The 23,428-nt window shown below is 36.7% G+C and carries 12 protein-coding genes and 1 pseudogene; 10 read left to right on the top strand and 3 right to left on the bottom strand.

Annotated elements, in window-relative coordinates; translation table 11 throughout:
- The first annotated feature begins 180 nt into the window (after window positions 1–180).
- From dnaE to BW946_RS08025, 4 genes are all read left to right on the top strand, one after another.
- Window positions 181–4,848, top strand: coding sequence for a DNA polymerase III subunit alpha (dnaE, locus tag BW946_RS08040; protein WP_076595680.1), 4,668 nt, complete (start codon window positions 181–183; stop codon window positions 4,846–4,848).
- A gap of 346 nt (window positions 4,849–5,194) precedes the next feature.
- Window positions 5,195–8,473, top strand: coding sequence for a fibronectin type III domain-containing protein (locus BW946_RS08035; RefSeq protein ID WP_083688811.1), 3,279 nt, complete (start codon window positions 5,195–5,197; stop codon window positions 8,471–8,473).
- A 163-nt stretch (window positions 8,474–8,636) separates the two neighbouring features.
- On the top strand, window positions 8,637–11,414 hold the full coding sequence (locus BW946_RS08030) for a T9SS type A sorting domain-containing protein (protein WP_083688810.1): 2,778 nt from the start codon (window positions 8,637–8,639) through the stop codon (window positions 11,412–11,414).
- 171 nt (window positions 11,415–11,585) lie between these two features.
- Window positions 11,586–13,910 carry a GEVED domain-containing protein gene (locus tag BW946_RS08025; RefSeq protein WP_083688809.1) on the top strand — a complete coding sequence of 775 codons (2,325 nt, stop codon included), beginning with the start codon at window positions 11,586–11,588 and terminating at the stop codon, window positions 13,908–13,910.
- 188 nt (window positions 13,911–14,098) lie between these two features.
- Here the strand turns inward: BW946_RS08025 and BW946_RS21370 are convergent, their stop codons facing one another.
- Both BW946_RS21370 and BW946_RS08020 read right to left on the bottom strand, forming a co-directional pair.
- Window positions 14,099–14,257, bottom strand: coding sequence for a hypothetical protein (locus BW946_RS21370; protein WP_168801950.1), 159 nt, complete (start codon window positions 14,255–14,257; stop codon window positions 14,099–14,101).
- Between the two features lie 44 nt (window positions 14,258–14,301).
- Window positions 14,302–15,129, bottom strand: a complete 828-nt coding sequence (locus BW946_RS08020; RefSeq protein WP_076595676.1) for an ion transporter — start codon at window positions 15,127–15,129, stop codon at window positions 14,302–14,304.
- A gap of 447 nt (window positions 15,130–15,576) precedes the next feature.
- Here BW946_RS08020 and BW946_RS08015 point away from each other — a divergent pair, with 447 nt between their 5' ends.
- Entirely contained in the window at window positions 15,577–16,674 is a 1,098-nt protein-coding gene (locus BW946_RS08015; protein WP_076595675.1) for a Nif3-like dinuclear metal center hexameric protein, read from the top strand.
- A 2-nt stretch (window positions 16,675–16,676) separates the two neighbouring features.
- A complete protein-coding gene (locus BW946_RS08010; protein WP_076595674.1) occupies window positions 16,677–17,453 on the top strand; it encodes a zinc ribbon domain-containing protein in 777 nt (258 codons plus the stop codon).
- Window positions 17,454–17,747: 294 nt separating this feature from the next.
- On the opposite strand, the gene BW946_RS08005 is transcribed toward BW946_RS08010, so the two are convergent.
- Window positions 17,748–19,526: an AMP-dependent synthetase/ligase gene (locus BW946_RS08005; protein ID WP_076595673.1), complete on the bottom strand. Its 1,779-nt coding sequence runs from the start codon at window positions 19,524–19,526 to the stop codon at window positions 17,748–17,750.
- A gap of 335 nt (window positions 19,527–19,861) precedes the next feature.
- Here BW946_RS08005 and BW946_RS08000 point away from each other — a divergent pair, with 335 nt between their 5' ends.
- The 4 genes and pseudogenes from BW946_RS08000 (at window position 19,862) to BW946_RS07985 (ending at window position 23,252) form a co-directional block, all read left to right on the top strand.
- Window positions 19,862–21,001 (top strand): acyl-CoA dehydrogenase, encoded by a 1,140-nt coding sequence (locus tag BW946_RS08000; protein ID WP_076595672.1) that lies wholly within the window; start codon window positions 19,862–19,864, stop codon window positions 20,999–21,001.
- Window positions 21,002–21,023: 22 nt separating this feature from the next.
- Window positions 21,024–21,389: a hypothetical protein gene (locus tag BW946_RS07995; RefSeq protein ID WP_076595671.1), complete on the top strand. Its 366-nt coding sequence runs from the start codon at window positions 21,024–21,026 to the stop codon at window positions 21,387–21,389.
- Between the two features lie 365 nt (window positions 21,390–21,754).
- A complete protein-coding gene (locus tag BW946_RS07990) occupies window positions 21,755–22,696 on the top strand; it encodes a hypothetical protein (protein WP_076595670.1) in 942 nt (313 codons plus the stop codon).
- Between the two features lie 375 nt (window positions 22,697–23,071).
- Window positions 23,072–23,252, top strand: a pseudogene (locus tag BW946_RS07985) (hypothetical protein).
- Window positions 23,253–23,428 lie beyond the last annotated feature (176 nt).

Here is a 23,428-nt window from a genome sequence, read left to right as displayed (position 1 = left end):
ATTTTTTTAATTAATTTTTAATATTTTATTTCAATATTATTTGAATTGGTTGTTTTTTTACAAAAAATAACTGTTTAACTATTCTGAATGTTGTAGGTTTTTGTGTTTTATCATAAACTAATAATTGGAAAAAATGAAGTAACTTTACATTCTCTTTTTATATAAAAGTTAGAACATTATATGTATTTAATTTTTGACACAGAAACAACCGGTTTACCAAAAAATTTCAACGCTCCGCTTTCAGATTCGGATAACTGGCCAAGAATGGTTCAGATTGCATGGCAGGTACATGATGATGATGGAAAATTGATTGAAAACCAGGATTATATAATAAAACCTGAAGGATATGATATTCCCTTCAACGCAGCACGTATTCATGGGATCACAACCAAGATTGCCAATGAAGAAGGACGAGATCTGCAGGAGATTCTTGAAGAGTTTTCTAAAGTTCTTGAAAGGGTAAGAGTTGTATCCGGACATAATGTAGAATTCGACTATAATATTGTAGGAGCAGAGTTTTACAGAAAAAACATGAAGGATAACCTTCAGGAAAAACCCAAAGCAGATACCATGATTTTGGGAACCGATTTCTGCCAGCTTGGCGGAGGACGTGGAGGAAGATTCAAGCCCCCGAAACTTGAAGAATTGTATGAAAAACTTTTTGGAAACAAATTTGATGAAGCCCATAATGCCGCTGCCGATGTAAATGCTACTGCCAGAGCTTTCTTTGAAATGGTGAGAATTGGAGTAGTACCCGCTGAAACATTAAAGATTTCCGAAGATCAGCTCGCTTATTTCAGAAGTCTTTATCCGGATCCTATCAAGCCTTTCAATATTGTTATCAGAAGGCAGGTTGCAGATTTTCATAATAAGAAAAAGCAGCAGGATTTCGGAAGTATTGATGAAATTGATTTAGGTAAATATTTCAATTTTGATAATCACAGTGTTTTTTCCACACTTACCGCTACTTCAAGCATCAATGATCTGATTAGAAAAGCTTCTGAGGAAAACTTCCCTGCTGTAGGTATGGTGGACTTGGGAAACATGATGGGTGCTTTTAAATTCGTTTCAGCGGTGGAGAGTGCTAATGGTGACAGGGCAAAGAAGCATAAGGAATACCTGGCAAAAAAACAGGAAGCAGAAGAAAACGGAACAGAGTTTAATGAAGTTGAGCCTGTTTCCGAACCACTTATCCCAGTTGTAGGTTGCGAATTTTATATTTCGGAGCGTTACGAGCAAAAGCAGTTTACCAAAGATGATCCGGACAGGAGAACTCAGGTAGTGCTGCTGGCAAAAGATTTTAACGGGTATAAAAATCTGGCAAAACTTTCCAGTATCGGATTCCTGAAAGGATTCTATTTTGGAGTTCCAAGGGTGAGCAGAGAATTGATAGCCCAATATAAAGAAGGGGTTATTGCTTTAACTTCCGGAATTATGGGAGATATTCCTGATGCGATCTTAAATACCGGTGAGCAGAAAGGGGAAGAGCTTTTCAAATGGTGGAAAGATACCTTTGAGGATGATTTTTATGTACAGATTCAGAATCATAAACTGCCTGAAGAAGAGCATTTAAATGAAGTTCTGTTGTATCTGGCGGATAAATACGATGTTAAAATCCTGGCTCAGAACGAAACTTTTTATACCAATAAGGATGATTCTAATATCCAGGATATTGTAAGCTGTATTAAAGATGGGGAAAAACTAACAACACCCGTTGGAAAAGGATTTGGTAAAAGAAGAGGTCTTGCAACAGGCGAGTATTATATCAAAAGTTCCGACGAAATAAAAGAAGCCTTTTTAGCTTATCCTGATGCGTTTGATGCTTATGAAGAATTTACGGCGAAATTTAAACCCTATACTTTAAAAAGAGATGTACTTCTTCCTAAGTTTGATATTCCGGAAAAGTTTATTCATGCAGAAGATGAGATAGACGGAGGGAAGAGAGGGGAGATGGCTTATCTTACCTATCTTACCTATGAAGGAGCCAAGAAAAGATATGTGGAAACCGGAATAACGGATGAAATTAAAGAACGTCTTGACTTTGAGCTTGAGGTTATCGCCAATACCGGTTATCCAGGATACTTCCTTATTGTACAGGACTTTTGTAATGAAGCCCGGAATATGGGAGTTTGGGTTGGCCCGGGAAGGGGTTCTGCCGCAGGATCAGCAGTAGCGTATTGCATCGGAATAACCAATGTGGACCCAATTAAATATGACCTCCTTTTTGAGAGATTCCTGAATCCGGAAAGGATTTCCATGCCTGATATTGATATTGACTTTGATGATGAGGGAAGAGATAAAATTATCAAATGGGTAGTTGAAAAATACGGGAAAACTCAGGTAGCACAGATTATTACTTACTCGGTGTTGGGTGGTAAATCTGCTATTAAAGATGCCGGAAGAGTTTTGGATGTTCCCATTCCTGACACAAATAATATTGCTAAGCTGATTCCTCCGAGTCCGGGAATGAACATTGCAAAAGCTTTAGCGAAATACGATAAATTAAAACCGGAAGAACAGATGCTTGTTGATGAGATGAGATATGTTCTTAACAGTCCTGATGATGCACGACACGGAGTGTTGGCAAGTGCCAAAAAGATGGAAGGCTGTATCAGAAATACAGGAATTCACGCCTGTGGTGTGATTATTACACCCGAAGATGTAAGTAATCTGGTTCCGGTGACAATAGCGGCGAAAGATGCAGATATTCTGGTGTCTCAATTCGATAACTCCGTTGCGGAAAGTGCCGGCCTTTTGAAAATGGACTTCCTTGGGTTGAGAACATTGACTATCATTAAAGATGCATTGAAGCTGGTAAAAGCAAGATATAATATAGATATTGATCCTGATCTTATCCCGCTTGATGATGCCAAAACGTATCAATTGTTTAAAGAAGGAAGAACGGTAGGAATTTTCCAGTATGAAAGTCCCGGGATGCAAAAATACATGAGGGAGCTTAAACCCACAGTTTTTGCCGATCTTATTGCTATGAACGCATTGTACCGCCCTGGTCCTATTAAATACATTCCAAACTTCATCAACAGAAAACATGGAATTGAAGAAATTGTTTACGACTTACCGGAAACAGAAGAATATTTAAAAGAAACATATGGGATTACCGTTTATCAGGAGCAGGTAATGCTTTTGTCCCAGAAATTGGCCAACTTTACGAAAGGTGAAGCCGATACTTTGAGGAAAGCAATGGGTAAAAAGCAGATTGACGTTCTTAATAAAATGTACCCAAAATTCATTGAAGGAGGTAGAAAGAACAACCTGAATGAAGAGAGATTAGAGAAAATCTGGAATGACTGGAAGGCCTTTGCAGAATATGCCTTCAACAAATCTCACTCAACTTGTTATGCATTCATCGCTTATCAAACGGCATTTTTAAAAGCCAATTATCCTGCAGAATATATGGCGAGTGTGATGAGTAACAACATTAACAATACAGATTCAATTACCATGTTTATGGAAGATTGTAAAAGTATGGGAGTAGATGTTTTAGGGCCGGATGTGAATGAATCTCAATACAAATTCTCTGTAAACGAAAAAGGACAGATCCGTTTTGGATTGGGAGCGATTAAAGGAATTGGCGAAGGGCCGAGTGAAGCAATTACAAGAGAAAGAGAAAACGGAAGATTCAAGAATATTTACGATTTCTTTGAAAGGATATTGCCTTCACAGATGAACAAAAGGGTAGCAGAAAGTTTAGTGCTTGCCGGTGCTTTTGACGAATTGGATGCTTTTCACAGAGGACAGTATTTTGATATTGACATGGCTGGAAAGACAAATCTTGAAAGACTGATCAGATATGGACAGAGCTTCCAGGAAAGCAAAAACGAAATGGAGCATTCTTTATTTGCTGATTTTGCAGAAGAAGTTCAGATTGAACAGCCAAAATTAGCACCATGCCCCGAATGGCCGAATATGCATAAGCTTAATAAAGAAAAAGAGATTATTGGTTTTTATCTTTCTGCACATCCGCTGGATGAGTTTAAGTATCAGTTCCAGTTTATGCAGGGACAGCTTTCCAAAAAATCGGTTCTTGAGAAAAATGATGAAGATAAAGTGGTAACAGATGAAGCACCTGTTTTGGAGCAGGACGCCCAGGATGAAGCTGCAGATCTTACAGAAATTGTATCGGATGATGTAATGGCGGGTGAAGAAGAAGTAATAGAAGAAGTGACTAAAAAAGCAGAGCCAAAAGGAAACTTCTTATTCCTGAATCTTGATGAGGTAGATGCTTACAAGGAACAGGCTTTTTCGAATAAACAGGAAGAGTTATTTGAAGAGAAAAAGAAAGACTGGAAAACCCTTCAGAAAGAAAGAGAAAATGGAGGTGGCGGGAAAGAATATACTGTAGCCGGTCTTATTACCGAATATAGAGTTCAGGATGGTTTCAGAAGTGGTGAGAAAGTAGCTTTTGTTACTCTGGAAGATTATTCCGGTTCGTACTCATTCAGGCTTGGAGATAGGGACTATATGAGATTGAAAGAGAAATTGGAAGTTCAGAGATTTGTTATTTTTAAAATAAAATTTGCGCAGGTAAAAGATGGAAGAGTCTTCGTGAATGTAAATGATGTGATAGAACTTCAGGAAGCATTTGAACGATTTGCCAAAAGTATATCTTTAGTAATGGATGTAATGGATGTAAGGCCTGAAGATCTTGATTTTTTCAGAACGGTTCTCGACAGAAACAAAGGAAATCAAAAACTGAAATTCTTTATCAAAAACCTCGAAGATGACTCTCATATTGAAGTGCAGTCTATGAAACATTCGGTGGATCTCAATGGAGACCTGATTAAAGAAATTCAGCTTCTGAATAAATATGAGTTTTATTTAAACTAGAATAGTAGATTATAATGTATAAAGAGTGGCTTCTGTCACTCTTTTTTTGTTTATATATTGTCAATATTCATGAAAAATTTTAAATAGTTTTTTATGTTAAATAGAAAAAAAATCTGAAGTCTATTTTAATTGTATATTAGTTAAGTATTTGATTATTATTTAATTAATATTTTTCAATGAATTATGAAATAAATCTTAAAATTAAATAAACGTTTGATTTTATTGTATTTTAATAGCTGTTTTTTTTATTTTTTATTTAATATTTTGTGATATTTTTTAATATTTCGTTTAAAAATTAAATTAATATTTATAAATTTACCGTCCTAACTATTATTATTACTATTTTATGAAGAAATTATTACTTTCGTGTTTAGCTTCCGTGAGTATGGGAGTTTATGCACAAACTGATGTCGCCAACTATACTTTTTCAAAAAGTACCGGGGTGGCTTATACTTCCATTACAGGAGGTACGAAATTATTCCCTTCCGGGACTAATACGACTTACGACAATGATGTGTCTGCTGCGATTACATTGTCTTCTCCTTTTAATTTTGGAGGTGTTGCCATGACAACATGCTATGTGAGTGCCAACGGATTTATAACATTTGGAGCGGCTCCTTCAGGGACAAATTATACTCCTTTGTCTTCTTTGGGTTCTACTACAGGAGCAATTTCTGCTTTTGGACAGGATGGAGGTTTTTCATCATCTGATACAACTCAGCCCGCAGGAAATCATGAAGTTCGATATGAAGATCTAGGAACTGAATTTGTTGTACAGTGGCAGGATCATGCCAACTACTTTAACCGATCTACAGAAAAATTAAATTTTCAGATCAGATTGGTTTACGCTACTGGTGAAATAAAGATCATTTATGGAAGCTGTACAGATCCGGGAACCAGTACTTCAGGAAGTACTCCACAGGTAGGAATAAGAGGAAACAGTACTACCTTTGCATCCAATGTAAATTCCCTGATGATAGGAAATGTGCCTTCCGGAACTACCTGCGACTGGTCTAAAGCTGTTACAGGTAATGCTAATAACAGCACAATGGTTTTTTCCAGTGCAACCAATGCTAGTGTTAAAATCCCGGCTGGGTTGCAATATAAATGGACACCAGGCACACAGGCTCCGGTTAGAACTTTTACGGCCGCCACTGCAATTACCAATAATGCTGCCACTGTAAACTGGACAGCTCCGACAGGTGCAACAGCCTACAATGTTCAGTATAGAGAAGTTGGAAGCTGTGATTGGACCGACCTTGTTGGTAACCCGGTTTCTGCTGCTTCAGCTACAATTTCAGGTCTGACTCAGAATACAAGTTACCAGGTTCAGGTTCAGGCTTTAAATGGATCGGTACAATCCATATACTCTCATATTCCAAATGCAGCCGGAACGGGGAATGGGTATGCCTCTTCAGGATCTTTTACAACTACAGCTAACTGTGCAAGTACGGTAACAGGTCTTTCTTCTTCTGCTGTAACTCCTGAATCAGCAACAATAAGCTGGACAGCTTCTACAACACCTCCGGGTAATGGATATGAGTATTATTATTCCACATCTTCAACAACTCCGCTTGCAACGGCTACGCCTTCAGGATCTGTAGTTGCTGGCGTAACAACAGCTAATATATCTGGTCTGACTCCTTCAACTCAGTATTATTATTGGGTAAGAGGAAACTGTAATGGGACAGATAAAGGAGTTTGGTCAAGCTCTGCTAACTTTACAACACTTGGTCTGTGTCCTACCGTTACAGCTCCTGCATCCAGTGCTACAGGAGTAAGTGTAACACCTACGATCACATGGAATGCAATAAATGGCGCAGCCGGCTACAAACTGAAAGTTGGAACTACCTCAGGAGGAAATGATATTGTAGATATGGATATTACTGGTGGGGCCAATAATTCTTACACTTTCGCTGCTCCTTTAAGTTTTGCGACTACTTATTATTATTCTGTAACTGCTTATACAGCTAATATTGCAGGACCTGCTACGGCATGTACGGTAAGATCATTCCAGACCATATGTAATTCATCTAATTTACCTTATACTTTAGATTTTGAAAACGTTACAACACCTGCATTACCAATTTGTACAACAGTGGTTAACAGTGGTTCCGGAAATTTATGGAAAACAGCAACTGCTCCTACTGGCTTTACAGGGAAAGTGCTTAATTATTCCTATAATACTTCTAATGCTGCCAATACATGGTTTTTCACACAAGGTTTAAATCTTACTGCCGGAGTTAGCTACAGAATTAAATATAAATATGCAAATGCAACGGGTGCAACACAGTATCCTGAAAGAGTAAAAGTTGCTTACGGATCTTCCGCTACAAGTGCAGCAATGACGAATATCATAGCAGATCATGGTAATATTATCGGTGGAACTGTTACAAATACTTTTACAGACTTTACGCCAGGTGCAACAGGAGTTTATTATATAGGGTTCCAGGCATATTCTCTTGCTGATATGAACCAGATTTATGTGGATGATATCAATATAGATGTGACTCCTAGCTGCTCTGAACCATTGGCTGTTACTGTTTCGGGGATGACAGTCAATGCAGCAAATGCTTCCTGGACTGCCCCAGCTACCGCTCCTGGAGTTGGATATGAATATTACTATTCTACAAGCAGTACAGCTCCTACAGCGTCTACTGTAGCTTTAGGAACGAGTACCACAACTTCAGCTCCTTTATCAGGGCTTTCTCCTTCTACTACTTATTATTTATGGGTAAGATCGGTTTGTAGTTCTTCTGATAAGAGTGCATGGAGTATTGTTGCTACATTTAATACTCTTTGTGGAACTGTTATGGCACCTTTTGTTCAAAACTTTGATAGTGGAGCAGCACCAAACTGCTGGAATAATATAAATCCTTCGGCAACAACTACTGATGCTACTCTTTTCTGGAAATTTGCAGGAAGTGCAGATTATGGTGCAAGTCCGGCTAATAACGGCAAGGCTGCAGGTACGTACGCTTGGGTAGACGCAAGTTCACCATATGCTGGAGCAGGTGTTAATACCGTGCAATTGGTTACTCCTTCTGTAAATTTAACAGGATTAACTGCACCTATTGTTTCTTTTGACTGGTTTAAAAATCACTCTACAGTATCTACTACTACGGTTTCACCTTCTACTTATGATAATAATAAGCTTACCGTTGAAGTAAATGATGGAAACGGCTGGGTAGCCATCTTTAGTGATAATACCAACTTAAATCAATGGAGAACGGTTGTGGTTCCATTAGCGGCTTCTTATATCGGAGCTACTATTCAGGTAAGGTTTACTGTAGATAAAAATGTGAGTGGTAATGGATATTACTATGATGATGTTCTTTTAGATAATGTTGAAATAAAACAAAATCCAAATCTGGCAACTTCTGAAACTGCAGTAAAAGAAAATAAGATTAATGTATATCCTAATCCGTTTACTGATACGCTAACAATTTCTGATGTATCCAAAGTACAGTCTGTTTCAATTGTTGATGTTTCCGGCAGATTGATTAAAACCATTGAAAAACCTTCCTCTGAACTTCAGTTGAGAGATCTTAAAGAAGGATTGTATTTGGTTGTTTTGAATATGAAAGACGGGTCTAAACAAACCCTTAAAGCAATTAAGAGATAAAATTTATTAATCATATCCTATGAAACGACAGCTTCTGGCTGTCGTTTTTTTTTGTTATTTGTGATGTGTTTTTCCAGGGACTTCTCATTATTTTTTTACTTAAAAAAAAGATGTTTCAAATTATTGTAAATTCGTAGACGTATTAATAGCCAAAAACTTATACATGAAAAAAATCTTATTTTTATGCTTACTGATGTTAAATATTGTACTAAGTGCTCAAATCAAATTAGGTGCAGGAAGTACAGATACTGGTAATGCTCCGGTCAATACTGATTATAGTACTTCTTATTCTCAGCAGATTTTTACAAAGCAAGAAATTAATTCTGATGCCGCAGGAAATATTACCGGGCTTAAATTTTATGTAACTTCTTCTGCAAATCCAGGGTACTCGTCAACTTGGGATGTATACATAGGACATACTACAAAAACCACCTTTGCGCCTAATGATAACTGGATTTCAAGCGGACAAATGACAAAAGTTTATTCTGGTGCTATTTATAATGTAAATGGAATTATAGATATAACCTTTACGACTCCTTTTGCATATGATAATGTCCAGAACTTAATAGTTGCAGTTCATGGAAAGGTATCTAATGACAATCCTTCTAATCAATTTTTTGTCTACAATACTACAGAAGGAGGGGGGCTCTATATTTTAGATCCTGGTTTTGGAGATCCTTCTACCAACAATCAGGGAAATGTTTTGCCATATAAATCTGTAATAACTCTTAAGGGTTTGGTGCCGAGTATTTTACCAGTATGCCCTGCAGTGTCTTATCCTGTTAATAATGCAGTGCTTGTACCTACTTCATCCGTGATTACCTGGGCTGCATCACAAGGAGCGACAAGTTACAAAGTTTCAATAGGGACTACACCAGGAGGAACTGATGTGGTAAATCAACAATCTGTAACGGGAACAAGTTTCACACCATCGTCTCCGCTTTCACTGACTACAACATATTATCTTAAGGTGACGGCAGTAGGATCAACAGGAGAATCCTACGGTTGTGCTAATATCAAGTTTACAACTGCATCATTAACTCCATCTAATGATGAGTGTGCAGACGCTGTGGAATTGGTTGTGAGCCCAACTATAGATTGTACAAATTTTACTCCTGGTACAAATTTGATGGCGTCTGTATCTAATCAGGGGCAAAATTCATGTATTAATTCTTATAGTCATAATGATGTGTGGTACAAATTTACTGCTATAGCTTCCAAACATATGATTAAATTAAGTAATATAACCTCCGTAGGAGCAGTAAATAATAAGTTTATATATTTTTCTGTTTTTAAAGGAAGCTGTGGTAACTTAACAACTATTGCATGTAGCGACGAAGCTCAATATTATTCAATTGTAAATGATCTTACTCCAGGTGAAACTTATTATGTAAAAGTATTTACTCGTGCTAATTATGGTGCTGCTCAAAATTTTGATATATGTGTGGTAACGTTTCCGCCACCACCAGTCAATGATGAATGTGGAAATGCAATAGATTTACCTGTAAATCCTGATTTGAATTGTGCAAGCATTACTCAAGGAACCATTATATCCGCAACAGATTCCAGTCTGTCACCTGTTACTTGCTATAATAGTCCTAATTCTGATGTATGGTTCAAATTTACAGCAACAGGCAGTAAGCATGTTATTAAATTAAGCAATATTATCTATAAAGTCCCGGTATTTTATGCTCCTACTTTACGTTTTCAGGTTTATAAGGGGGATTGTAATAGTTTAGCTAGTCTTTCCTGTTCTTATCTGAATGCTTTGGCTGTAGATAATCTTACAGTAGGAGATACTTATTATATAAGGGTTTATAGTAGCTTGACAGGACAATCCAGTGCTATGGATTTTGGTATATGTATAGGGACAGACCTTACGCCACCACCTTCCAATGATGAGTGTATAAATGCAATTACTTTGCCTGTAAATTCTGATTTGAATTGTGCAGTTGTAACAGCAGGAAGTACAATGGGGGCTACAGCGTCGAATATATCAGCTCCTACATGCAATGGTGTTGCAAAACCAGGAGATGTATGGTTTAAGTTTACGGCTACTGCAACAGGTCATTTTATTCATTTGAAAGATTTGGTCTCTCTTGGGGTACAGTCCGGTACTGAAACCTACTTTCAGCTTTTCAGTGGTGATTGTGGTAACCTTACAAGTATTAAATGTGCACATCTTATGGGTGGGGTTTCCGGACTTACAATAGGCCAAACTTATTATATAAGAGTATTTAATACTAAATACCCCAGTGAAGTTGTCGGATTTAATATATGTATTGGAACATTGCCTCCGGTTCCTGTTAATGACAGTTGTTCCGGAGCTTTGGTTGCTTCTGTATTTCCTTATAGTTACACACAAACAGATGCGTTAGCTGCAACTAATAATAATGGATTTGTTACAGCTTGTAGCCCGGCAATGAATGATGGTACATGGTTTACGTTTACAGGGGATGGTTCTACTCATAAAATTATAGTATCACCTATAGGAAATGGATTTCCTAGGGTAGGAGTTTATAAAGGAGGGTGTGGAAGTTTAACTTGTATTACCAGTGTTTGGCATTCAACACCAATATCTATTGATACTGTTCCGGGAACTGTGTATTATGTGAATGTTGGGGATGGAAGTTCAACCGTGGATTTTGTAGAATTTCCTTTTACAATTACTATTTCCAAAGGGACTTTGGGAGTTTCTGAAGTTTCTAAAGCCACAGAAACTATAGAAGTACACCCAAATCCATTCACAAGCGTATTGAATATTGCAAAACCGGATAAAGTAAAATCAGTTTCCATTCTTGATTCTGCCGGAAGATTGGTTAAAACCATTGAAAAACCTTCCTCTGAACTTCAGTTGAGAGATCTTAAAGAAGGATTGTATTTGGTTGTTTTGAATATGAAAGACGGATCTAAACAAACCGTTAAAGCAATCAAGAGATAAAATAATTTCTTATAAATAGAAAAGAGAGACTGTTCATTTCGAGCAGTCTCTTTTTTTATAAGTGAAATTATCTTTTGTTAAAAGAAAATTTGTATTTGTTATCATATAATGAAAAAAATATTTTTTTTATTGTTGATTTTCACTAGATTTGAGTAACTAATATTGATTTATATGAAAAACTTTTTACTCGTTGGTTTATTAATGACTGGCTTTTTATCCTCTGCGCAGACGTATTGTACACCTGCATTTGCTAGTGGCTGTAGTGGAGGGGATGTGATAGATACTTTTGCAATTCCGGGTGCAGGATTTGATCATTCTAATACAGGTTGTTCTACTGATGCATATGGAGATTATACTTCTATGATGATCAACCTGAGTGCAGGTTTAAGTTATGATTTTAGCGTTAAACATGGTTATAGTGATCAGAATGTACGTATATGGATAGATTTCAATAACGACGGAACTTTTGATGATGCAGCTCCGGAACTTGTAGCTTCAGCAAGTAGTACGCTTGTGGGAGGAAATAATATAACCGCAGGACTTATAACAATTCCTTCTACAGTTACTCCGGGCACGTATAGAATGAGGGTGGCAGATCGCTTTTCCAGTGATCCTATTCCTTGTAATACAAATGGATATGGAGAAGCTCACGATTATACGGTCGTAATCGGTGCTGTTCCAACATGTTTTGCACCGTCTGCTTTAACTGTTTCTGCTGTAACTGCCAATTCTGCCCAGGTAGGATGGACAGCTCCATCTTCAGTGCCAGGAAGCGGTTATGAATATTATTATTCAACTTCCAGTGCATATCCTACTGCTGCTACAGTGGTTTCCGGAACAAGCAGCGGATTAACTGCTAACCTGCCTTCACTTGCTCCAGCAACTACTTATCACGTATGGGTACGTTCTGTATGCAGTTCTTCAAATAAGAGTGCATGGTCTCAAATGGCAACATTTATGACGTCGTGTGTTGCTGTAGGGGTACCATACGCATTGGATTTTGAAAGTATAACCCCGCCTGATATCCCAGGTTGTACCTCAGTAGTTAATGATGGTGCAGGAAATATGTGGAAGACAGGTGATCTGGATGCTCAGGGATTCACAGGGAATGTTCTTCAGTATTCTTACGACTATGCTGATAATGCGGATACCTGGTTTTTCACCAATGGTATTAATCTTACTGCAGGAGTGACCTACAGAATTAAATATAAATATGCAAATGCAGAAGGAACTGTATATGCTGAAAAACTAAAAGTAGCTTACGGCACTACAGCTACAGGAGCAGGAATGACCAATACATTAGCTGATCATTCAAATATTGTTGTCAGCACAGCAACAAGTGCTTTTGCGAATTTCACACCCACAACCACAGGAGTTTATTATTTTGGATTTCAGGCGTATTCTGATGCGAACATGAATCAATTATATGTTGATGATATCAATATAGATGTAGCACCTGTTTGTAGCGAACCTAATGCATTAGCTGTTTCAAATATTACTGCTGCAGGAGCTACGGTTTCATGGACTGCGGCTACCCCAGTGCCTGCAAATGGATATGATATTTATTACAGTACAACCAATACAGCACCTACAGCAACCAGCACGCCTAATTTTACAGGAGTTACAGCAACCACTTACAATATTCCTGGTTTAGCTGCCTCCACTGCTTATTATGTATGGGTAAGATCTGCATGCAGTGCAACAAGTAAAAGTATATGGAGTGATCATGCTGCTTTTACAACATTGTGTTCAAGTGTGAATACTCCTTATACGATAGATTTTGAAAACGTGACTGTTCCGGATCTGCCCGCTTGTACAATCAATGTTAATGCCGGAACAGGAAACAATTGGGAAACAATGGATCCTCCTTCCGATAGCCAGGGATTCACTACCAAAGTGTTGAAGTACCAGTATAACTCTTCCAATTCTGGAAATGCATGGTTCTTTACACAAGGATTGAACTTAACCGCAGGAGTGCAGTATACAATCAGTTATAAATATGGTAATAACTCATCAACTTATGTTGAAAAATTGAAAGTTGCCTATGGAACTTCACCTGCAGCAGCAGCTATGACAGGCTCTATAGCAGATTATCCTTCAATCAATGATGAAATGGCCCATACAGAATCTATAACGTTTACAGTTCCTACAACAGGAGTGTATTTCTTTGGATTTAATGCGTATTCAGATCCGGATCAGTATAATCTGTATATTGACGATATTAGCATTAACAATGCTAATCTGGCAACATCTGAGGTGGCTATTGCGAAAAATACTATCCAGGTTTATCCTAATCCATTTACGGATGCACTGAATATTTCTGATGTGAAAAATGTAAAAAATGTATCTGTGACTGATGCTGCTGGAAGACTGGTGAAAACAATTGCTAATCCTGAATCTACAATCCATTTAAGAGATTTAATGCAGGGAGTTTACTTAGTAACACTTGAGATGAAAGACGGATCTAAGCAGACGATCAAAGCTATTAAAAAATAATTCATCATTTAAATAAAAAGGGAGGCGGATCATCACTGATCCGCCTTTTTTATGAAAATTGTATAGGATTTGATTTGAAAAGTATTGATGAAAAAAGATGAGCAAAATTGTTTACTCATCTTTTTTATTTTGTTCTGAAAATTCTGGTTGATTATAAATTGTTCCTGTCACTTATTACCCATTACTCATCATTTATTGGGTACAGGCTGTATTTCTCCTTTATTCATAAGGTCAAAAACAGTAGGGAAGAACATTACTAATATAAAGTAGATAATGATCATGAGTGCAATCAATGCAAAAAGAATAATTACTAAGCTATTCGGTCTGTTTTTCTTTTTAGGTTCCATGATTTTGTGGTATTTGGTGAATAAATTTTACTTATACCGATGTATTAAGCTAATTTCTTGCCACATTTCTTACAATACCTTGCATCATCATCAATATCTTCATTACCACAGCGTTCACATATCATTTCCAGATTTTGTCTTTTGTTTCTCATTTCCGCTGTTACAATACCGGTAGGAACTGCGATGATAGAATAACCCGCCAGCATCAGAACAACAGCGAAAAACTTCCCTAAAGGCGTAATAGGCGATACATCACCATAACCTACCGTAGTTACCGTGACAACCGCCCAGTAAATAGACTGCGGTATTGTTTCAAAACCTTGTCTTCCACCCTCTACCATAAACATAAGTGAACCTACAATAACCGAGAAAATAATCAGGAACAAAAGGAAAATGTAAATTTTTCTTGAACTGTTCTTTAAAGCCCTTACAATTAAATATCCATCGTTCATAAAATCCAGCAAATTGAAAATCCTGAAGATTCTCAACATTCTCAGCATCCTGAAAATAAGGAAATACTTAGTAATAGGAAAGAAAAAACTAAGGAAGAAAGGAACAAGAGCCAGAAAATCAATAATTCCGAAAAAACTGAATAGGTAACTCCGCTTATTTTTTACCACTGCAATACGCATAGAATATTCCATGGTGAAGAAAATTGAGATCACCCATTCAAGAATCAGAAAAGTATAATGGAATCTTTTATCAAGCTTAGGTACGCTTTCCATCATAATAATTGCAGTGCTTGCAAGAATTAACGATAATAATATGATATCGAACAGTTTTCCAAGCTTCGTATCGGAGCGATAAATTATCCGGTAAAGGAATCTTTTCCAAAGAGCGTCCTCAGGAATCAGATTATGTTCTCTTTCCATTTATATAGGGTTATTTCACAGCGAAGTTAATAATTTCCATAAAGCATACGGTAAATATATGATTGTTGAAAGAATCTTGCAAATGTTAACGAAAAACCTGTTATTGAAAAGTGAATTATTTTAAATTAATGAATTGTTTTTTAATTTGTTATAATTGATAAAACACGAATAATACATAACATTTCAGGTAACTTTCTTACCTTTTATTTTTATACCATTGCAACGCCTGCAAGTTTTGATCCGGGAAAAGGCTATCGGCTTTTATGGAGTCTGATATAAACTGCAGTGTAGTAATAGAATCCTTTACCATAGTATCTCTTTTTAAAGATTAACAGTCTTATTTAATTCTTTTTACCATCAAAATGAAACCGGTTAAAGAAAGCCGGTAATTTTTTCCGGATTTTTGGTAAAATTAATATCTTCGCTGTAACCGTAAAATATAAATTAATGAAACTAAAAACTGTAATTGCAAAGATTGAAGAGGAGATAAGCATCAGACAGGCAGAAGATTTTGATAATGTAGGATTGCTGTGTGGAGTTTATGACCGCGATGTATCAGGAATTCTGGTTTGCCATGATGCCCTGGAAAATGTAGTAGATGAGGCGATTGAGAGAAACTGTAATCTGATTGTATGTTTTCATCCCATCATATTTTCCGGACTAAAATCCTTAACAGGAAAGAACTACGTAGAGAGAGCTGTTTTAAAAGCTATTGAAAATAAAGTAGCCATCTATGCCGTCCACACTGCATTTGATAATGATTTCTATGGGGTCAACCACGGGATATGCAGCCAGTTGGGATTAAAGAATATGAAGATTCTTCAGCCAAAGGAAAATAATTTAAAACAGTTGACGGTTTTTGTTCCCAAAGAATATTCAGAAAAAGTAAAAGAAGCGATGTTCTTGGCCGGAGCAGGAAATATAGGATTCTATGATGAATGCAGTTTTACGGTGAGCGGTAAAGGAACATTCAGACCTGCAGAAGGTGCAAATCCGTTTTCCGGACAGCAGGGAATTCGCGAAAATGCAGATGAAGATATGATCTCTGTAATTTTTGAAGGTTTTAAACAAGGGCAGATTGTGGGGGCCATGAAGGCTGCACATCCTTATGAAGAAGTAGCCTATCAGGTTTATAGTCTGGATAATAAAAATCATCATTCCGGATTAGGCATGTATGGTGATCTGGAAGAGGAAATGGATGAAAAAGATTTCCTCAGGTTGGTAAAAGAAAAATTTGGTCTGGAGGTGATAAAACATTCTTCATTTAATAATAAAAAAATCAAAAGAGTAGGGGTGCTGGGAGGCTCAGGAGCAAGTGGAATAAGATCTGCAGCATCCAGAAAATGTGATGCTTACCTTACCGGAGATCTTAAATATCATGACTATTTTCTAGCCGAGTCTAAAATGCTGATCTGTGATATAGGACATTATGAATCAGAACAATTTGTTACCCAACAATTATTTGAAATTTTATCACAAAAATTTAGTACATTTGCAATTTCAAAATCTATTGAAAAAACAAACCCAGTAAATTATTTCATTTAAATATGGCAAAAACCAACGATATTTCAGTTGAAGAAAAATTAAGAGCTTTATACGATTTACAGATCATTGATTCAAGATTGGATGAAATCCGAAATACTAGAGGAGAATTGCCAATTGAAGTTGAAGATCTTGAAATTGAGATTGAAGGTCTTGAAAAAAGAGCTGAAAAATTTCATGCTGAGATAAAAGAGCAGGACGATCAGATCAAAACAAAGCATGAAGTAATTAACCATGCTAAAACTTTAATTGAGAAATACAAATCTCAGCAGGATAATGTAAGAAACAATAAAGAGTTTGAAGCATTAGGAAAAGAAATGGAATTCCAGGAGCTGGAAATTCAGCTTGCTGAAAAAAGAATTAAAGAATTCGGAGCTAAAATTGCTCACAAAAACGAAACTTTAGCTGAACTGAATGCTAAGATCGACGATTTGAAAAGCCACTTGAAATTCAAAAAAGAAGAATTGGATGGTTTGATCTCTGAAACGCAGAAAGAAGAAGAATATCTTTTAGAGCAGTCTAAAGAATTCGCAGCTAAAATTGATGAGAGATTATTGGCTTCTTATAACAGAATCAGAACAAACTCTATCAACGGTCTTGCCGTTGTAGGATTAGAAAGAGGAGCTCCAAAAGGATCTTTCTTCACTATTCCTCCTCAAAAGCAAATGGAAATTGCTCAGAGAAAGAAAATCATTATTGATGAGCACTCTGGAAAAATTCTTGTTGATGATGAATTGGTAATGGAAGAAAACGAAAAAATGAAATCTGTAATTAAATTCTAATTATTGATTTTAAGTTATACAAAAGCTGTTTCAGAAATGAGACAGCTTTTTTTATTTTTGATCTGAATATTGCACCACTTTTCTTATAATAAATACCACTTTTAAACATGCTCCCTTGTCATTCCCAAGAATCCATACTGTATAAAAATAGAGTTCAGATTCTTGGGAATGACAAAGGTTGTGTTATAATTGGATTCAAAAACTCAATGCTGTGAATCAAAAACAAATATGCTTCTTAGCTTTAGAGCCTAAACCTATAAAAAAACCGCTTCATTTTGAAGCGGTTGATATTTTTTAATCCTGATGATCATACATCTTATTATACAAAGCTATAAACTTCTCTTTTATTGCTTTTCTTTTTAGTTTTAAAGTTGGAGTAAGCAATCCGCTTTCAATACTCCATACTTCAGGAGTAAGCTCAATTTTTTTAATTTTTTCCCAGTTTCCAAGGTGTTCATTGATGCCTTCGATTTCTTTTTCAATTCTCTGCTTCAACTCAGCACTTTTGGCAATCTCCACTGGTGTAGTGCCAATAGTAAGATTGTTTCTCATCGCCCAGTTTTTAGCAAATTCAAAATCAGGCTGTACCAAAGCACATGGCATTTTTTCACCATCGCCTACCACCATGATCTGTTCTATGAATTTTGACGCTTTTGCTAAATTTTCAATAGTCTGGGGAGCAATATATTTTCCTCCGGAAGTTTTGAACATTTCCTTCTTACGGTCGGTGATTTGTAAAAATCCGTCACTGTCGATATGTCCGATATCTCCGGTTTTGAAGAAGCCATCATCCGTAAAAGCTTCTTTTGTCATTTCTTCATTCTGAAAATATCCTTTGAATACAGAAGGACCTTTTACGGTAATCTCACCGTCTTCCTGAATTTTAACCTTTAAATTATCCAATGGAATCCCTACCGTTCCCACTCTCATTTTATCAAAGCTGTTTACAGAAATTACAGGGGAGGTTTCTGTTAAACCATATCCTTCCAGAATTGGAATACCGGCATTCTGGAACATCAGGTTAAGTCTCGTAGACAATGCCGCAGATCCTGAAACTAAAGTCACAATTTCGCCGCCTAAACCTTCTCTCCATTTGGAAAATACAAGCTTGTCTGCAATGATTTCCTGAAGTCCGGATGGTTTGGAAATTACTTTCTTTTTACTGATCAGGTTCAACGCCCAGAAGAATATTTTTGATTTTAACCCTCCTGCTGAAGATCCTGTATTATAGATTTTGTCATATACCTTTTCTACCAGTCTTGGTACTACAGTCATATAATGAGGTTTCACTTCTTTTACGTTTTCGCCCATTTTCTCGATGCTTTCAGCAAAATAGAGAGAAAAACCATTGTACTGATAAAGATAGAACAGCATTCTTTCAAAAATATGGCAGATAGGAAGGAAGCTTAATGCTCTCGTCTCCTTGTAATCCAGACTTCTTCTCTTTGGAATTCTTGGAATGGCTCCTAATACGTTTGAAACAATATTATTATGCGTAAGCATTACCCCTTTGGGTCTTCCCGTAGTTCCGGAAGTATAAATAATTGTTGCGAGATCTTCTGTGTTGATTGCATTGGAAAGATCATCTACTTCAATTTGCGTAGATTCATCCTTGCCCAAGTCAAGAATTTCTCTCCAGTTGGCCGCTCCACTGATATTATCGAAAGTAAAAATTCCCTGTAAACTCGGAATATTATGTTTTACTTTCATTACTTTATTCAGCAGTTCTTTATCAGAAACAAAACAATACTGAATTTCAGCATTATTGAAAATAAATTCATAGTCTTCAGAAGAAATACTTGGATAAACCGGTACTGAAACAACTCCGATCTGAGAAAGCCCGAAATCCATAATTGCCCATTCTGTGCGGGAATTGGTAGTAATCAAAGCAATTTTGTCCCCCGGTTTTATCCCAAGCTTCAATAATCCTCTGGATATCTTATTTCCCTCATTAATAAACTCCTGTGTAGAAGTTTTTCTCCACTCGCCATGATATTTTGTTACAAACATATCCGTTTTAGGATATTTTTCTAAAGCATAGTGTGGAATATCGAATAATCTCTTGATCGTCATGATTTTTTACGTAATTTATAAAGAAATTTAAATATAAGCATTTTTTTTAATTGAAAACATTTGAATGTGATAATTAGGAATTAGTTGAATGCTTACCATAACAGTTTGAATCAAAAAGAAGGCCGGAAGCTCTTAAATAGGGATTTTTTACTTTTAATTATTCTTTTATAAAGATTTATTTTTCTCCACGTATTTTATATTGTCTTCTTGACGCATTATCCCGGATCCCGAAATGCCTGTCAATTATCATTAAACCTGCCTTTTTTCCACTTTTAATTTATTTTTTCAGATTTGCTTAAAAAGTGTAAATTTACGGCTATATAATTATTTTTTTTATGGACTTTAATTTATCGGAAGAACAGCTGATGATTCAGCAGGCAGCAAGAGACTTTGCACAGAACGAACTTTTACCTGGAGTGATTGAAAGAGACCGTGACCAGAAATTTCCTGCAGAACAGGTGAAGAAAATGGGAGAAATGGGTCTTTTAGGAATGATGGTAGATCCAAAATACGGAGGTGCAGGTATGGACAGCGTTTCTTACGTGCTTGCCATGGAGGAAATTGCAAAAGTGGATGCTTCTGCAGCTGTTGTAATGTCTGTAAACAACTCATTGGTTTGTGCCGGTCTTGAAAAATTCGCTTCTGAAGAGCAAAAAGTAAAATATCTTACTCCACTGGCCAGCGGACAGGTTATCGGAGCATTTGCATTATCTGAGCCGGAAGCTGGTTCTGATGCTACTTCTCAGAAAACGACTGCTGAAGACAAAGGAGATTACTATCTTTTAAATGGTATCAAAAACTGGATCACCAATGGTGGAACAGCTACTTATTATATCGTAATTGCACAGACAGATCCTGAGAAAAAGCATAAAGGAATTAATGCCTTCATTGTTGAAAGAGGATGGGAAGGATTTGAAATCGGACTGAAAGAAGACAAATTAGGAATCAGAGGAAGTGATACTCACTCCTTGATCTTTAATAACGTAAAAGTTCCAAAAGAAAACAGAATTGGTGCTGACGGATTCGGATTCAACTTTGCTATGGCAGTATTGAACGGAGGAAGAATTGGTATTGCTTCTCAGGCTTTAGGTATTGCTTCAGGTGCTTACGAACTGGCATTGAAATATGCTAAAACAAGAAAAGCTTTCAAAACTGAAATCATCAACCACCAGGCGATTGCATTCAAGTTGGCTGATATGGCTACTCAGATCACAGCTGCAAGAATGTTATGTTTTAAAGCAGCTTGTGAGAAAGATGAAGGAAAAGATATCTCTGAAAGCGGAGCTATGGCAAAATTATACGCTTCTCAGGTGGCAATGGATACTACTATTGAAGCAGTACAGATCCACGGTGGATACGGATACGTGAAAGAATATCACGTAGAAAGATTAATGAGAGATGCGAAAATCACTCAGATCTATGAAGGAACTTCTGAAATTCAGAAGATCGTGATTTCCAGAAGCATCGCAAAATAACATTTTATAAAACACACAACCTATGAAAAAATCTTTGTGGATCACCCTTGGTGTCGTGCTGCTGTTACTGGGCGTGTTTGTCTGGTATAAGTACTATTTCGTTTTTGGAGAAGGAGTAAAATCCGGATACCTGAACTATGCTATGAAAAAAGGTTATGTCTTCAAAACCTATGAAGGTAAGCTGATTCAGGAAGGCTTTGGAAGAGGAAAAACAGGAACTATTACAAGCTATGAGTTTGAATTTTCTGTAGATGACCCCGAAGTTTTTAAACAACTGGAAAGCAACAGCGGTAAAACTTTTGACCTGCATTATAAAGAGTACAACGGAGCGCTTCCGTGGAGAGGAAACACAAAGTTTATTGTAGATAAGGTAGTGAATATGAAATAACAGAAAGGGGAGTGTCCTAAAAGTCGGTAACACCTTCTGGGATTCGGATATTTATATACTCCTTCTGTAGGGGTAAGAATAAAATCAGCAAAAATTGAGGCTGTCCAAACTTTTCGGACAGCCTCTTTTTTTTCCGGATCGTGTTGCTTTTTATACCATCGAATTACTTTTTCTAATCAATTTTGATACTCTGTTTTTAAAAATATTACGATATACTGAAAAATATATTATTGTTGGAAGCATACCTCTCTTTGCTTACCTGTCTTGTCTGAAATTGCTGTGTGTTAAATAGTAAAAAATATGATTTTATATGTTGGAACTCAATAATTTAATTATTTTTAAGTTCACAAATAAATCACATCAAGATGAGAACATTATTTCTGTTGCTTCTTACAGGAGCAATCACGCACGTTAGCTCCCAAGTTGGAATTAACACACACAATCCTACAGAAACACTGGACGTGAACGGTTCAGTACGCGTACGAAACATCATGGGAACAGCTTCTAATGCCTCTGCAAAAGACTCTATCGTTGCATTTGACAATGATGGTGTATTTACAAAAGTAACGGCTTCACAGATTGTGGCTCAGGGAAATGCATTAGTTTCTGTAGCAACAGCAAGTCCTTTAACAGGGAACGGAACAGCAGCTAATCCTGTTGTTCTGGGACAGAATGGAGCATCCAACAAACAGCTGCTTCAATGGAATGGTACGACATGGGTGCCCGTTTCTGCTTCTACTTTAGGTACAATATCATTGAATCTGGGAACTTCTGGCACTAATGTGAATGTTACCGGTTCACCGGCCTCCTTAGATGGAAGTATGACACTTAATATTCCGGACGCAAGTTCCACGGCAAGAGGAGTGGTTACTACAGGAAATCAGTCTTTTGCAGGAACAAAAACATTCACAACTGTAGGTGTTAATACATCATCACCGGTTGCTTCTGCCAACCTGGACGTAAATGGAGGCTACAAACTGGGAAGTGCAGGAACTGTACAGAAAAATTCCATTACCTTTTCGTCCACTATTAATAGTACTATAAGCAGTGCAAATAATACTACTTTTGGATTTTTTGATTCAGCAGGAACGTTAGATGTTAATGTAACGATACCTGCCGCAAGCAGGCCGGGTACTACGCAGGCTGTGGTAAGCATTTCACCTAATTTTGATCTGCCTGGAGCCGTTGCTATTGCTTCTGTGAGGCTTACATCTACTTCAAATGTCAGGATACGCTTTGTTAATATTGATTCCTCAAACAGCAGGACAATATCAGGAACAATGTATTTTAAAATTAATGAGTTTTAATTTGATTGTTTTTTATAAATATATTGAACTTGTATAAACTTTTACAATGAGACAGTTTAAACTTTTATAATCATTATTTTAGGCACAAAAGTTTTAAACACTTAAGTTTTTCAGAACCATACCTTATGCGTGATAAGTACACCTGAGTTGTGTAAAAAATCTTTGCCTATTGAGCGAAGTCGAAATGTTCCTCTTAAGTGAACTTTTCTGCGGTATCCTATTAAACTTACTTAAGTGAGCTCCAGTGTTTTAGAATGAAACTTTTTGTGCCTTTTGTGGTTTTGGAAAGTTTAAACAACTTTAATGAAAAAAGAGTCCCCTAAAATTAGCAGTTCTTTATGGATCACCCTCGACGTTGTACTGTTATTACTGTGAGTGTTTGTCTGGTATAAGTACTGTTTCGTTTTTTGGAGAAGGAGTAAAATCCGGATACCTGAACTATGCTATGAAAAAAGGTTCTGTCTTCAAAACCTATGAAGGTAAGCTGATTCAGGAAAGCAACAGCGGTAAAACTTTTTACCTGCATTATAAAGAGTACAACGGAGCGCTTCCGTAGATAAGAAAAACAAAGCTTATTGTAGATAAGGTAGTGAATATGAAATAAAACAAATAAGGCTCTCAATATGAGGGCCTTATTTTACACCAAATCACAAAATATTAATATATGAAATAAAATTTTCAAATTGATCTTTGAACCTCGTGTAATCGAAGATTCATTGCATTTTGCTTACA

The organism is Chryseobacterium sp. RU33C (assembly GCF_900156015.1).
Classification (GTDB): domain Bacteria; phylum Bacteroidota; class Bacteroidia; order Flavobacteriales; family Weeksellaceae; genus Chryseobacterium; species Chryseobacterium candidae.
The sequence above is the reverse complement of the archived record's forward strand: the minus strand, read 5'-3'. Positions and strand labels throughout refer to the sequence as shown.

Coding starts and splice junctions, on each gene's coding strand:
- dnaE (WP_076595680.1), top strand. CDS start 181: ATGTATTTAATTTTTGACACAGAAACAACCGGTTTACCAAAAAATTTC.
- BW946_RS08035 (WP_083688811.1), top strand. CDS start 5,195: ATGAAGAAATTATTACTTTCGTGTTTAGCTTCCGTGAGTATGGGAGTT.
- BW946_RS08030 (WP_083688810.1), top strand. CDS start 8,637: ATGAAAAAAATCTTATTTTTATGCTTACTGATGTTAAATATTGTACTA.
- BW946_RS08025 (WP_083688809.1), top strand. CDS start 11,586: ATGAAAAACTTTTTACTCGTTGGTTTATTAATGACTGGCTTTTTATCC.
- BW946_RS21370 (WP_168801950.1), bottom strand. CDS start 14,257: ATGGAACCTAAAAAGAAAAACAGACCGAATAGCTTAGTAATTATTCTT.
- BW946_RS08020 (WP_076595676.1), bottom strand. CDS start 15,129: ATGGAAAGAGAACATAATCTGATTCCTGAGGACGCTCTTTGGAAAAGA.
- BW946_RS08015 (WP_076595675.1), top strand. CDS start 15,577: ATGAAACTAAAAACTGTAATTGCAAAGATTGAAGAGGAGATAAGCATC.
- BW946_RS08010 (WP_076595674.1), top strand. CDS start 16,677: ATGGCAAAAACCAACGATATTTCAGTTGAAGAAAAATTAAGAGCTTTA.
- BW946_RS08005 (WP_076595673.1), bottom strand. CDS start 19,526: ATGACGATCAAGAGATTATTCGATATTCCACACTATGCTTTAGAAAAA.
- BW946_RS08000 (WP_076595672.1), top strand. CDS start 19,862: ATGGACTTTAATTTATCGGAAGAACAGCTGATGATTCAGCAGGCAGCA.
- BW946_RS07995 (WP_076595671.1), top strand. CDS start 21,024: ATGAAAAAATCTTTGTGGATCACCCTTGGTGTCGTGCTGCTGTTACTG.
- BW946_RS07990 (WP_076595670.1), top strand. CDS start 21,755: ATGAGAACATTATTTCTGTTGCTTCTTACAGGAGCAATCACGCACGTT.